This window comes from Microbacterium sp. zg-Y625 (assembly GCF_030246925.1).
GTDB classification, from domain to species: domain Bacteria; phylum Actinomycetota; class Actinomycetes; order Actinomycetales; family Microbacteriaceae; genus Microbacterium; species Microbacterium jiangjiandongii.
Genome location: NZ_CP126740.1, coordinates 1,224,233 through 1,237,237 on the forward strand (window position 1 = coordinate 1,224,233; position 13,005 = coordinate 1,237,237).

The 13,005-nt window shown below is 69.2% G+C and carries 11 protein-coding genes; 10 read left to right on the plus strand and 1 reads right to left on the minus strand.

Annotated features, from left to right (window positions below; all coding sequences use genetic code 11):
- Nucleotides 1–139: 139 nt before the first annotated feature.
- Genes uvrA through whiA form a run of 4 tightly spaced genes read left to right on the plus strand, consistent with a single transcriptional unit; the run spans nt 140 to nt 6,871 of the window.
- Nucleotides 140–3,040 carry an excinuclease ABC subunit UvrA gene (gene uvrA / locus QNO14_RS05530; protein ID WP_257493717.1) on the plus strand — a complete coding sequence of 967 codons (2,901 nt, stop codon included), beginning with the start codon at nt 140–142 and terminating at the stop codon, nt 3,038–3,040.
- 4 nt (nt 3,041–3,044) lie between these two features.
- Nucleotides 3,045–4,955, plus strand: a complete 1,911-nt coding sequence (gene uvrC, locus QNO14_RS05535; RefSeq protein WP_257505894.1) for an excinuclease ABC subunit UvrC — start codon at nt 3,045–3,047, stop codon at nt 4,953–4,955.
- 26 nt (nt 4,956–4,981) lie between these two features.
- Complete coding sequence (gene rapZ, locus QNO14_RS05540) at nt 4,982–5,854, plus strand: RNase adapter RapZ (protein WP_257493715.1); 873 nt, start codon at nt 4,982–4,984, stop codon at nt 5,852–5,854.
- A gap of 39 nt (nt 5,855–5,893) precedes the next feature.
- Nucleotides 5,894–6,871 (plus strand): DNA-binding protein WhiA, encoded by a 978-nt coding sequence (gene whiA / locus QNO14_RS05545; RefSeq protein ID WP_257493714.1) that lies wholly within the window; start codon nt 5,894–5,896, stop codon nt 6,869–6,871.
- 26 nt (nt 6,872–6,897) lie between these two features.
- Here the strand turns inward: whiA and QNO14_RS05550 are convergent, their stop codons facing one another.
- A complete protein-coding gene (locus QNO14_RS05550) occupies nt 6,898–8,217 on the minus strand; it encodes an HNH endonuclease signature motif containing protein (protein ID WP_257505895.1) in 1,320 nt (439 codons plus the stop codon).
- A gap of 244 nt (nt 8,218–8,461) precedes the next feature.
- Here QNO14_RS05550 and QNO14_RS05555 point away from each other — a divergent pair, with 244 nt between their 5' ends.
- The 6 genes from QNO14_RS05555 to QNO14_RS05580 all read left to right on the plus strand — a co-directional run bounded on the left by QNO14_RS05555 (nt 8,462) and on the right by QNO14_RS05580 (nt 12,931).
- A complete protein-coding gene (locus QNO14_RS05555; protein WP_257493712.1) occupies nt 8,462–9,079 on the plus strand; it encodes a superoxide dismutase in 618 nt (205 codons plus the stop codon).
- A 131-nt stretch (nt 9,080–9,210) separates the two neighbouring features.
- The gene (gene gap, locus QNO14_RS05560; RefSeq protein WP_257493711.1) at nt 9,211–10,215 is read left to right on the plus strand and encodes a type I glyceraldehyde-3-phosphate dehydrogenase; all 1,005 of its coding nucleotides are present in this window, start codon (nt 9,211–9,213) and stop codon (nt 10,213–10,215) included.
- A 5-nt stretch (nt 10,216–10,220) separates the two neighbouring features.
- Nucleotides 10,221–11,435 (plus strand): phosphoglycerate kinase, encoded by a 1,215-nt coding sequence (locus QNO14_RS05565; protein WP_257493710.1) that lies wholly within the window; start codon nt 10,221–10,223, stop codon nt 11,433–11,435.
- Entirely contained in the window at nt 11,426–12,214 is a 789-nt protein-coding gene (gene tpiA, locus QNO14_RS05570) for a triose-phosphate isomerase (RefSeq protein WP_257493709.1), read from the plus strand. The genes QNO14_RS05565 and tpiA overlap by 10 nt, the downstream gene beginning before the upstream one ends.
- 113 nt (nt 12,215–12,327) lie before the next feature.
- Nucleotides 12,328–12,576, plus strand: coding sequence for a preprotein translocase subunit SecG (gene secG / locus QNO14_RS05575; protein WP_257493708.1), 249 nt, complete (start codon nt 12,328–12,330; stop codon nt 12,574–12,576).
- Between the two features lies 1 nt (nt 12,577).
- Nucleotides 12,578–12,931, plus strand: coding sequence for an RNA polymerase-binding protein RbpA (locus QNO14_RS05580; protein ID WP_257493707.1), 354 nt, complete (start codon nt 12,578–12,580; stop codon nt 12,929–12,931).
- Nucleotides 12,932–13,005: the final 74 nt, after the last annotated feature.

Here is a 13,005-nt window from a genome sequence, read left to right on the forward strand (position 1 = left end):
GGGGGTGGACTGCACGGCACGCTACGCGGCGACGCTCGTGCCCATCGCCGGTTGACGAGTGGCGGGGCGGTGCCCTACCACGCGCGCGCCTCGCAGGGTTTTCCGAGCCGGTGTCCGAGGCCCCGCCTAGACTTGATCGGTGCCCATCGTCTCTGTCCCCGCGCCCGGAAACTCCCGCGGAACGCTCAGCGTCCGCGGTGCCCGCGTACACAATCTGAAGAACGTCGACCTCGACATTCCGCGCGACGCGCTCGTCGTGTTCACCGGCCTCTCGGGCTCGGGAAAGTCGAGTCTCGCGTTCGACACCATCTTCGCCGAGGGGCAGCGTCGCTACGTCGAGTCGCTGAGCTCGTACGCTCGCCAGTTCCTCGGGCAGGTCGACCGGCCCGACGTGGACTTCATCGAAGGCCTGAGCCCGGCCGTCTCGATCGATCAGAAGTCGACCAACCGCAACCCGCGCTCGACGGTGGGCACGATCACCGAGATCCACGACTACATGCGACTGCTCTGGGCGCGCATCGGGGTGCCGCACTGTCCGGAGTGCGGTGAGCGCATCCAGCGTCAGACGGTGCAGCAGATCGCCGACCAGCTCATGGAGCTGCCCGACGGCACGCGGTACCAGGTGGTGGCTCCCGTCGTCTCGCAGAAGAAGGGTGAGTTCGCCGACCTCTTCAAGGAGCTCAGCGCGAAGGGCTACGCGCGCGCTGTCGTCGACGGCGACCTCGTGCAGCTCGCGGAGGCTCCCAAGCTCAAGAAGAGCTACAAGCACGACATCGCCGTCGTGGTCGACCGCCTGGTGGCCGGGCCCGACATCCTGAGCCGCGTGACCGACTCGGTCGAGACCGCCCTGGGACTGGCCGGCGGGATCATGCAGGTCAACTTCGTCGATGAAGAGGGCGACGACGCCTGGCAGTCGTTCTCCGAGAAGCTGGCCTGCCCGAACGGCCACGCGATCCAGCTCACCGAGATCGAGCCCCGCACCTTCTCGTTCAACGCGCCCTTCGGCGCCTGCCCCGCCTGCTCGGGGCTCGGCACGAAGATGTCGGTCGACGTCGACCTCATGATCGCCGATGAGGATCTCTCCATCAGCGAGGGCGTGCTCATCCCCTGGACGACTCAGGGCAAGGGTCTGTACCAGTACTACGAGCGGCTGCTCGAAGGTCTGGCGCGGGACCTCAAGTTCTCGCTCGACACGCCATGGCGAAAGCTCCCGCAGGACATCAAGGATGCGGTGCTGCGCGGCGAGAACTACAAGGTCACCGTCAAGTGGAAGAACCGCTACGGCCGTGAGATGCGCTACGCGTCGGGCTTCGAGGGGGTCGTGCCGTACATCGAGCGGCAGTACGCCCAGGCCGAGTCCGACAGCCAGCGTCAGCGCTGGTCGGAGTACCTGCGGGAGGTGCCCTGCCAGGTCTGCAACGGCGACCGGCTGAAGCCCGAGGTGCTCGCCGTGCTCGTGCACGGCCACTCGATCGCCGACGCCTCCCGGCTGAGCCTGGCCGAGGCGCAGGAGTACTTCGCGCAGCTCGAGCTCACCGACCGTGAGGCACAGATCGCCGCGGCGGTGCTGCGCGAGATCCGCGCGCGCCTGGACTTTCTCGTGCAGGTCGGGCTCAACTACCTCACGCTCAGCCGCGCCGCCGGTTCGCTCTCGGGCGGAGAGGCCCAGCGCATCCGACTGGCGACGCAGATCGGCTCCGGACTGACCGGGGTGCTCTACGTGCTCGACGAGCCGTCCATCGGGCTGCACCAGCGCGACAACAGGCGGCTCATCGAGACCCTGCTGAAGCTGAAGGCCCTCGGCAACACGCTCATCGTCGTGGAGCACGACGAGGAGACCATCCACGCCGCCGACTGGGTCGTCGACATCGGGCCCCGCGCCGGCGTCGACGGCGGCCACGTCGTGCACTCCGGGCCGCTGGCATCGCTGCTGGAGGACCGCAACTCCCTCACCGGGGAGTACCTGTCGGGGCGCCGCTCCATCCCGACCCCGGCCAAGCGTCGGCCCATCGACAAGAAGCGCATGCTGACGGTGGTCGGCGCGCGCGAGAACAACCTCAAGAACGTCACGGCGGAATTCCCCCTCGGGGTGCTGACCGCGGTCACCGGCGTCAGCGGGTCGGGCAAGTCGACGCTCGTCAACGGCATCCTCTACGAGGTGCTCGCCACCCGGCTCAACGGCGCGCGCCGCCTCGCCGGCAAGCACACGCGCGTCACCGGGCTCGACAACCTCGACAAGGTCGTGCACGTCGACCAGGCGCCGATCGGCCGTACGCCCCGCTCGAACCCCGCCACGTACACCGGCGTGTTCGACCGCATCCGCACCCTGTTCAGCGAGACGCCCGAGGCGAAGGTGCGCGGCTACCAGCCGGGTCGGTTCAGCTTCAACGTCAAGGGCGGTCGCTGCGAGGCCTGCTCCGGTGACGGCACCATCAAGATCGAGATGAACTTCCTTCCCGACGTGTACGTCGACTGCGAGGTGTGTCACGGCAAGCGGTACAACCGCGACACGCTGGCGGTGCACTACAAGGGCAAGAACATCGCCGAGGTGCTGGAGATGCCCATCTCCGAGGCGGCCGAGTTCTTCGAGCCGATCCAGGCGATCCACCGCTACCTCAAGACCCTCGTCGACGTGGGACTCGGGTACGTGCGTCTCGGGCAGTCGGCCACCACCCTCTCGGGCGGTGAGGCGCAGCGCGTGAAGCTCGCGACCGAGCTGCAGCGCCGCTCCAACGGGCGCAGCATCTACGTTCTCGATGAGCCGACCACCGGCTTGCACTTCGAAGACGTGGCGCGTCTGCTCGAGGTGCTGGGCGGCCTCGTCGACAAGGGCAACACCGTCATCGTCATCGAGCACAACCTCGACGTGATCAAGTCGGCGGACTGGGTCATCGACCTGGGGCCTGAGGGCGGTTCCGGCGGCGGTCAGATCGTCGCCACCGGCACGCCCGAGAAGGTGGCCCGCACCGCGGGCAGCCACACCGGCGCGTTCCTGGCCGAAGTGCTCGGCGACGCGCAGGCGGTCCGCAAGGCGGGCTGAGCGGATGCCGCGCTCCGCTCCCGCCCTCCCGTACAAGCCGAAGCCGGGGGAGATCCCGACCAACCCGGGGGTGTACCGCTTCCGCGACGCCGACGGGCGTGTGCTGTACGTCGGCAAGGCGAAGAACCTGCGTGCGCGGCTGTCGAACTACTTCGCCCCGCTGCACACGCTGCACACGCGTACCCGCCGCATGGTGACCACAGCGGCATCCGTGGAGTGGACGGTGGTCGCCAGCGACGTGGACTCCCTGCAGCTGGAGTACATGTGGATCAAGGAGTTCGATCCGCCGTTCAACGTGCGCTACCGGGACGACAAGTCCTATCCGTTCATGGCGGTGACGCTCGCCGATGAGGCACCGCGGGTGATCGTGACGCGCAACCGCCGCATCCCGGGGGCCAAGTACTTCGGGCCGTACCCGAAGGTGTGGGCGGTGCACGACACGATCGATCTCATGATCCGGGTCTTCCCGATCCGCACGTGCTCGGACTCGTCGTACAAGAAGGCGATGGCCAGCGGGCGGCCGTGCTTCCCCGGGCAGATCGGGCGCTGCGGGGGCCCCTGCTCGATGAAGGTGTCGATCGAAGAGCACCGTGCGATGGTCGACGACTTCGTCGCCTTCATGTCCGGAGGCGACCAGCGCTTCGCACGCGAGCTCACCGCCCGCATGAAGGAAGCCGCGGCGGCCATGGATTACGAGACGGCCGCCGTCTACCGCGACAAGCTGCAGGCGATCGACGCAGTGCTGAACAAGAGTGCCCTCGTGCTGTCGGACGACACCGACGCCGACCTGTTCGGCATCGCCGAGGACGAGCTCGCGGCCACCGTGCAGCACTTCGTCGTGCGCGGCGGGCGCGTGCGCGGGGTTCGCGCCAGCACCATCGAGAAGGAGATCGACATCTCGGGAGCCGATCTCGTCGACCAGGTGCTGCAGCGCAGCTACGGCGATGCGGCGGCGGCGGACATCCCGCGTCAGGTGCTCGTGCCCGCTCTCCCCGAGGACGCCGGCGACATCGAGGAGTGGCTGAGCGCCCGTCGCGGCAAGCGGGTGTCGATCCAGGTGGCGCAGCGGGGCCGCAAGGCGGAGCTCATGAAGACCGCGAACCTCAACGCCCAGCAGGCCCTCATGCTGCACAAGACGCGTCGTACGAGCGATTACGTCGCCCGCACGCAGGCGCTGACCGACCTGCAGGAGGCCCTCGGGCTCAGCGAAGCACCGCTGCGCATCGAGTGCTTCGACGTCTCGCACCTGGGAGGCACGCACGTCGTGGCCTCGATGGTGGTCTTCGAGGACGGTCTTCCTCGCAAGGACCAGTACCGCACGTTCGGCGTGCCCGAGACGACGGACGACACCGACTCGATCCACCAGGTGCTCACCCGGCGACTGGCGTATCTCAACCGTCCCGAGGAGCAGGACGAGCCCGAGCCGCAGCCCACCGATGACGGCGAGGTCGTCGCCCCCGCGCGCAAGAAGCCGCGGTTCGCCTACCGGCCGCAGCTGCTGGTGGTCGACGGCGGCAAGCCGCAGGTGGAGGCGGCGGCGAGGGCGCTGGCCGACGCCGGCCATGAGGAGATCGCCCTGTGCGGAATCGCCAAGCGGCTCGAAGAGGTGTGGCTGCCGGGGGAGGACTATCCCGTGATCCTGCCGCGGACCTCCGAGGCGCTGTATCTGCTGCAGCGGTTGCGCGATGAAGCCCACCGGTTCGCCATCACGCATCAGCGCAAGCGTCGTCGACGTGACATCAACAGCGTGCTCAGCGAGGTTCCCGGGCTCGGTGCCACCCGCATCAAGGCGCTGCTGCGACACTTCGGCTCCGTGGCCGCCCTGAGCGAAGCCACGCCCGAGCAGATCGCCGAGCTTCCCGGCATCGGTCCCAAGCTCGCCGCCACGGTCCACGAGCACCTCGCGCGCCGGTAGGGTGTAGGGGACGACGGAGGCGCTTGATGACGGCACAGGACGCGGGTGAGGTCCTCATCGTCACGGGCATGTCCGGCGCGGGGCGCACCACCGCCGCCAACGCCCTCGAGGATCTCGGCTGGTACGTCGTCGACAACCTTCCGCCGCAGATGCTTCGTCCGCTGCTGGATCTCAGCGAGCTCGCCGGCGGCTCGCTGCCGAAGGTCGCCGCGGTGGTCGACGTGCGCGGCCGCGACCTCTTCGCCGAGCTTCCCCGCATCACGCAGGCGCTGCGCCACGGCAGGCACCTGCGCGTGCTGTTCCTGGACGCCTCCGACGACGTGCTGGTGCGTCGCTTCGAATCGGTGCGTCGGCCGCACCCGCTGCAGGGTGAGGGGACGCTCCTCGACGGCATCCACCGGGAGCGCGCACGACTGGCGCGCGTGCGCGAGAGCGCCGATCTCATCGTCGACACCTCCAACAACAACATCCACCAGCTGGCCACCCGCATCGTCGACCTCTTCGCCACCGAAGGGTCCGCCCGGCACACGCTCACCGTCATGAGCTTCGGCTTCAAATACGGGCTGCCGTCGGATGCCGACCTCGTGGCGGACATGCGCTTCCTGCCGAACCCGTTCTGGGTCGAGGACCTGAAGTCGCTCACCGGCAAGGACGATGCCGTACGCGACTACGTCTTCGGGCAGCCGGGCGCGGTGGAGTTCCTCGACGCGTACGTCGCGGCGTTGCAGCCGGTTCTGGCCGGATATCAGCGCGAGAACAAGCCTCACTCCACCGTCGCCGTCGGGTGCACCGGCGGCAAGCACCGCTCGGTAGCGACCGCCGAAGAACTGGCACGGAGACTGGCGGCGCTGCCCGGCGTCGCCGTGCGTGTGAAGCATCGGGACCTCGGTCGAGAGTAAGCTGGACGATCGTCCCCTGCGCCTCTCGGAAGGAATCCCGTGCCTTTGACCGCTGACGTGAAGGCCGAGTTGGCCGCCATTCGCGACCCGCGACCCACCGCGCGCGTCGCCGAACTGACAGCGCTGCTGCGGTTCTCCGGCGGCCTGCACTCGATCGCCGGCCGCGTCGCCGTCGAGGCCGAACTCGAGTCCGACGGCCTGGCCCGTCGCGTGGCTCGCGACCTCATGGAGATCTACGGCGTGCGGCCCGAACTCGCCCACGTGCAGGCGTCGGGGGGCCGTGTCGGCGGTCACTTCGCTGTGCGCGTCATCGACGGCGGTGAGACGCTGGCCCGTCAGACCGGGCTGCTCGATCAGCGGCGTCGCCCGGTGCGCGGGCTGCCCAACAAGCTCACCACCGGCGCGCGCCCCGATCTGGCGGCCGTCTGGCGGGGGGCCTTCCTCGCGGCGGGCACGCTCAGCGACCCGGGCCGCTCGGCGGCGCTCGAGATCTCGTGCCCATCGGGCGAGGCGGCCATGGCGCTCGTCGGCGCCGCTCACCGCCTCGGCATCGCCGCCAAGGCGCGTGAAGTGCGCGGAGTGCCCCGCGTCGTCGTGCGCGACGGCGAGGCCATTCGCGCCGCGCTGGCCGAGATGGGTGCGGTGCGCACCGCCGCGGAATGGGAGCAGCTGCGCCAGCGCCGCGAGGTGCGTGCCGGCGTCAACCGCCTGGTCAACTTCGACGACGCCAACCTGCGCCGCTCCGCACAGGCCGCCGTCGCGGCGTGCGCACGCGTGGAGCGGGCTATGGAGATCCTCGGCGACGAGGTGCCGCCGCACCTGAAGCAGGCCGGCGAGCTGCGCCTGGCGCACCGTGACGCGAGCCTGGACGAGCTGGGCCACCACGCCGACCCGCCGCTGACGAAGGATGCCGTCGCCGGCCGCATCCGCCGCCTGCTGGCGATGGCGGACAAGAAGGCCGAAGCCGAGGGTATCCCCGACACCGAGTCGGCCGTCCCGGCCGGCGACGACGACTGACGAGCCCACGCGGTTCGCTCTCAGCCTCAGAACGGTGGGGGTTGCTGTGCTGCCGCGAGGGCGGTGAACTCGAGGACGCGTCTGGGGCTGTCGGGGTAGACGCGGCCGGTGGGGCTGGTCCATTCGAGGATGCCGTGGGGTTTCTGGATCACCGTCCACGCGGTGGCGTGTTTCATGCCGTGGTGTCGTTCGCAGAGGTTGGCGAGGTTGCAGACGGCGGTGGGTCCGCCGCGGGCGTGGTCGTGGGTGTGGTCGTGGTCGCAGAACCGGGCGGGGCGTCGGCAGCCGGGGAACCGGCAGTGCTCGTCGCGGGCGTCGAGGTGCCGGCGTTGCGCCCGGGTGGGCCGGTACGTGTCGACCTGCAGCACCGCGCCCGTGGTCGGGGAGGTGAACACCCGCTCCCACAGCTCCGCGGTCGCGGCGAGGTGCCGGGCGGTGTCGGGGTCGATGGGTCCGTACCCGGCGAGTTCTGCCGGTGCGGTGCCCGCTCCGGTGAGGGTGTCGGCGGGGATCACGATCTGCACCTGCGCGGTCACCGCCGCCCCTGCCGGGATGGCGCCGGTGGCAGCCGGGGCGGTGGCGCACCCGGTGAGCAGCAGGTCGGTGAGCACGTCCGCGCGGATCTGGTCGGTGGTGCGGGTATCGGTGGCCACCGGATCAGCCGCAGTCTCTGCCTCCGCGGCGCGTGCCCGGTGCGCGGCGGTGACCTCCCGGGCATGCTGGGTGAGGCGGTCCCGGATCGCGTACGCGAGCTCCGCCGGCAGCACCGCGGCGAGTTCCGCCATCCCGTCGTCGAGGTCCCGCACCCACACCCGCCGGCCCGCGGCCGCCTCGGCGTGCCGGTCCGCCAGCGGCACCGGGTGCAGCTTCTGTGCGATCATCGCGACGATCGGCTTCGCCCGCCCCGGGGTCTCCCGCTCGCACACCACCAGCGCCGCCTGCTCGAACCGGGCACGCGTCTCAGGGTCGACAATCCCCGCCCCGGCATCCCGGATCACCCGCACATGCGCGCTGTCGATCCGCCCCTCCCGCAACGCCGCCACCGTCGCCGCGAACCCGCCCACCAGCGTCGTGGCGTCCCGCATGCGGTCCTGCATGCCCCGGTCCGGCCGTCGCAGCGCCGCCCCCACTTCCGCCGCGATCGCCCGCGCCGGCATCTCCCGCTCCCGCCGCTCACTCGACGGCACCCGCGCGGTCTGCTCCGCCGCGATCGCGTCCGCGCGTGCCAGCAGTCCCAGCTCCTCCGCCTGCAGCGCCGCGATCCGCCGGCGCGTCACCTCGAGCCCCGCGACCACCGCGCCGAGCGACCGGGTGTCGCTGCGGGAGTGTGCCGGGGAGGTGTTCATGCCCGCAATCCTCCCGCCGACCACCGACATCGACCGGTCCACAAACCCCAGGCTGAAAGCCTGTTGTGGATAACCCGCGCACCCCCCGGCGCTGTGAAGGAAACGGCGTGCATACGACCCCGTCGATACCGCCTCGGTCATCGGGAAGCAACCTTGTGCCGCCGGTGTTGTCGCTCACTAGGATGATCCACGTCCCCTCGCCGCTCCGAGGATTTCGGCGCGGCGCCGACAGGAAGAAGCGAACATGGCGACATACACACTGCCCGAGCTGCCGTACGACTACGCGGCGCTGGAACCGCACATCAGTGCGAAGATCATGCAGCTGCACCACGACAAGCACCACCAGGCATACGTGACCGGCGCGAACACGGCGCTCGAGCAGCTCGCGGAGGCCCGCGAGACGGGAAACTTCGCGTACGTCAACAAGCTCGAGAAGGACCTGTCGTTCAACCTCGGCGGCCACGTCAACCACTCGATCTTCTGGACGAACCTGTCTCCCGAGGGCGGCGACAAGCCGGTCGGCGACCTCGCGTCGGCGATCGACGACCACTTCGGCTCGTTCGACAAGTTCCAGGCGCACTTCTCCGCCGCCGCGCTCGGCGTGCAGGGATCCGGCTGGGCGGGACTGTTCTGGGACTCGCTGGGCCAGAACCTGATCATCCAGCAGTTCTTCGATCAGCAGAACCAGCTCGCGGCCGGCACCGTGCCCCTGCTGCTCCTCGACGTGTGGGAGCACGCCTACTACCTGGACTACAGCAACGTGCGCGCCGACTACGTGAAGGCGTTCTGGAACATCGCCAACTGGGCGAATGTGTCGGATCGGTTCGACACGGCCCGTGAGAAGACCGCCGGTCTGCTGTAGTGTCGAAGACAGGTGAGGATGCCTGAATCCTCCCCGGAAACGGGCGGGTTCCGGCATCCTCTCTGTCACAGAGATCGCGTGTCTGGAGCGCCGAGCAGGCGCCGCCGGCGCGACGGAAACCGGGAGACATCGTGTCTGTCAAGATCGGCATCAACGGCTTCGGCCGCATTGGACGCAACTACCTCCGCGCCGCGCTCGCGCAGGGGGCGGACCTCGACATCGTGGCGGTGAACGACCTCACCGACAACAAGACCCTGGCGCATCTGCTCAAGTACGACTCGATCCTCGGCCGCCTCGACGCCGACGTGACGTACGACGCGGATTCGATCACGGTCGGCGACAAGAAGATCAGGGTCTTCGAAGAGCGTGACCCCGCCAACCTGCCCTGGGGCGAGCTGGGCGTCGACATCGTCATCGAGTCGACCGGCCGCTTCACGAAGGCCGACGATGCGCGCAAGCACATCGAAGGCGGCGCGAAGAAGGTGCTCATCTCGGCACCGGCCTCGGGTGAGGACGCGACGTTCGTCATCGGCGTCAACGAGGGCGACTACGACCCCGAGAACCACCACATCATCTCGAACGCGTCGTGCACGACGAACTGCCTGGCTCCCATGGCCAAGGTGTTCAACGACAACTTCGGCATCGAGCGTGGTCTCATGACCACGATCCACGCCTACACCGCGGACCAGAACCTGCAGGACGGCCCGCACAAGGACCTGCGCCGCGCCCGCGCCGCAGCCCTCAACATCGTCCCGACCTCCACGGGTGCCGCCAAGGCGATCGGCCTGGTGCTGCCGGAGCTCAAGGGCAAGCTTGACGGCTTCGCGCTGCGCGTTCCCGTGCCCACCGGCTCGGCGACGGACCTCACCATCGAGACGCGCGACGGTGTGACCGTCGAGGACATCAAGGCCGCCTTCAAGGCAGCCGCGGAGGGCCCCCTGAAGGGCATCCTCAAGTACACCGAGGATGAGATCGTCTCCAGCGACATCGTCACCGACCCGCACTCGTGCATCTTCGACGCCGGACTCATCCGCGTCATGGGCAACCAGGTGAAGATCGTCGGCTGGTACGACAACGAGTGGGGTTACTCCAACCGCCTCGTTGACCTCACCGAGCTGGTCGCCGACAAGCTCTGACGACCATGGCTCTGCGCACCCTCGATTCGCTGGGGTCGCTCGCCGGCAAGCGTGTCATCGTCCGCGCTGATTTCAACGTCCCTCTCAAGGACGGTGTCATCGCGGACGATGGCCGCGTGCGGGCCGCGCTTCCCACGCTGAACGAACTGATCAACCAGGGCGCGCGCGTGATCGCGTGCTCGCACCTGGGCCGGCCCGCCGGCGCCCCCGATGAGAAGTACAGCCTTGCGCCGGTGGCGCAGCGGCTCTCCGAGCTGCTGGGCAAGCCGGTGGCGTTCGCCGGCGACACCGTGGGCGACTCGGCCCGCGAGACCGTGGCGGCGCTGCAGGACGGCGACGTCGCGGTGATCGAGAACCTGCGGTTCAACGCGGGGGAGACGGCGAAGGACGAGGCCGAGCGCCGCGCCTTCGCCGAGGAGCTCGCGTCGCTGGGCGACGTGCTGGTGTCGGACGGCTTCGGCGTCGTGCACCGCAAGCAGGCCTCGGTCTACGACCTGGCGCAGATCCTGCCCTCCGCGGCGGGATACCTGATCGAGAAGGAGGTCGACGTGCTCGACCGCCTGACCGAGAAGCCGGAGCGGCCCTACACGGTCGTCCTCGGCGGCTCGAAGGTCAGCGACAAGCTGGGCGTCATCGAGCACCTGCTGCCACGCGTGCAGAAACTCTGCATCGGCGGCGGCATGATGTACACCTTCCTCGCGGCGCAGGGCCACAAGGTCGGCAAGAGCCTGCTCGAGCAGGACCAGCTCGAGACCGTCCGCGGCTACATCGCCCAGGCCGCTGAGCGCGGCGTGGAGCTGGTGCTGCCGGTGGATGCCGTCATGGCGGCATCCTTCTCGGCCGACGCCGAACACGTGGTCGCCGAGGCGGACGCCCTCGAGGACACGCCGTTCGGGGCGTCGGGCATGGGCCTGGACATCGGTCCCAAGACCGCGGGGCTCTTCGCCGACGCGATCCGGGGCAGCAAGACGGTGTTCTGGAACGGCCCCATGGGCGTGTTCGAGATGGACGCCTTCGCCGCCGGCACCAAGACGGTGGCCCAGGCGCTCACCGAGGTCGACGGTCTCTCCGTCGTCGGCGGTGGCGACTCCGCCGCGGCGGTGCGTCAGCTCGGATTCTCTGACGACCAGTTCGGTCACATCTCCACCGGCGGCGGCGCGAGCCTGGAGTTCCTCGAAGGCAAGCGTCTGCCCGGACTGGAGGTCCTCGGATGGCAGTGAACCGTACCCCGCTCATCGCGGGCAACTGGAAGATGAACCTCGATCACCTGCAGGCGATCGCCTTCGTCCAGAAGCTCGCGTGGACGCTCAAGGACGCCAAGCACGAGAACGGCAGTGTCGAGGTGGCGGTCTTCCCGCCCTACACCGACCTGCGGGCGGTGCAGACGCTGCTGGATGCCGACAAGATCGAGTTCGCCCTCGGCGCGCAGGACCTGTCGGCGCACGATTCGGGCGCGTACACGGGAGAGATCTCGGGCGCGTTCCTGTCGAAGCTCGACTGCCGGTACGTCATCATCGGTCACTCCGAGCGCCGGCAGTACCATGCCGAGACCGATGAGGTCGTGGCATCCAAGGTGCAGGCGGCGCTGCGGCACGGCCTCGTGCCGGTGATCTGCGTCGGCGAGACCGCGGAGGACCTCGAAACCCACGGCGCCAGCGCGGTGCCCGTCGGTCAGCTCGAGGTGGCTCTCGACGGTGTGCCGGCGGATGCCGACGTCGTCGTGGCCTATGAGCCGGTCTGGGCCATCGGGTCCGGGCAGGCGGCCACCCCCGAGCAGGCGCAGGAGGTCTGCGCCAAGCTGCGCGACGTCGTGGCGGCCAAGCTCGGCGCCGACGCTGCCGCGCGCACCCGTGTGCTCTACGGCGGGTCGGTCAAGTCGGGCAACATCGCGAGCTTCATGCGCGAGCCCGACGTCGACGGCGCACTGGTGGGCGGAGCGAGCCTGCTGGTCGACGAGTTCGCGGCGATCATCCGATTCCAGAAGCACGTCGGGGTGTGATCCACGACGGGTTCGGCGGCCACTCCGGCCGCTGAACCCGTCGCCACGCCATCGCCCGCTATACTCGACCCTTGTGCGGTCCGCAGGGACCACAGCGAAAGGCTTCTACGACTGTGCCAATCCTCGAGTTCGTCCTGCAGGTGTTGCTCGGCATCACCAGCCTGCTGCTGACCCTTCTCATCCTGCTCCACAAGGGACGCGGTGGCGGCCTCTCCGATATGTTCGGCGGCGGGATGACATCCGCGATGGGCTCCTCGGGCCTGGCTGAACGCAACCTCAACCGCTTCACCGTGATCCTCGCGCTGGCGTGGTTCGTCTCGATCGTGGCCCTCGGCCTGATCACCAAGTTCCAGGGAATCTGACATGGCTACAGGTGGAAACGCCATCCGCGGCACGCGGGTGGGAGCAGGACCGATGGGCGAGCAGGACCACGGCTTCCACGCCGACCGCGTGGCCGTGTCGTACTGGGACGCTCTGGGCAACGAGACGGTGCGCTACTTCGCCGCCGGCATCTCCGAGGAGGAGATCCCCGACACGATCGACTCGCCGCACTCCGGGCTTCCGGCCGGCCGCGATCAGCAGAACCCGCCCGCGCTGGCCAAGCCCGAGCCGTACAAGACGCACCTCGCCTATGTGAAGGAGCGCCGTACCGACGAAGAGGCCGAATCGCTCCTCGACGACGCGCTGCAGCAGCTGCGGGAGCGCCGCGGTTTGTGACCACCGCTCGCGAGAGCGACGAAAGGGGATGCCTCGCGGCATCCCCTTTCGTCATTCCGGTCCGTGTACTGGCC

Bases quoted from the DNA above. Each gene is read 5' to 3' on its own strand.
- uvrC (WP_257505894.1), top strand. From the start codon at position 3,045: ATGCCGCGCTCCGCTCCCGCCCTCCCGTACAAGCCGAAGCCGGGGGAG.
- rapZ (WP_257493715.1), top strand. From the start codon at position 4,982: ATGACGGCACAGGACGCGGGTGAGGTCCTCATCGTCACGGGCATGTCC.
- QNO14_RS05550 (WP_257505895.1), bottom strand. From the start codon at position 8,217: ATGAACACCTCCCCGGCACACTCCCGCAGCGACACCCGGTCGCTCGGC.
- QNO14_RS05555 (WP_257493712.1), top strand. From the start codon at position 8,462: ATGGCGACATACACACTGCCCGAGCTGCCGTACGACTACGCGGCGCTG.
- QNO14_RS05565 (WP_257493710.1), top strand. From the start codon at position 10,221: ATGGCTCTGCGCACCCTCGATTCGCTGGGGTCGCTCGCCGGCAAGCGT.
- tpiA (WP_257493709.1), top strand. From the start codon at position 11,426: ATGGCAGTGAACCGTACCCCGCTCATCGCGGGCAACTGGAAGATGAAC.
- QNO14_RS05580 (WP_257493707.1), top strand. From the start codon at position 12,578: ATGGCTACAGGTGGAAACGCCATCCGCGGCACGCGGGTGGGAGCAGGA.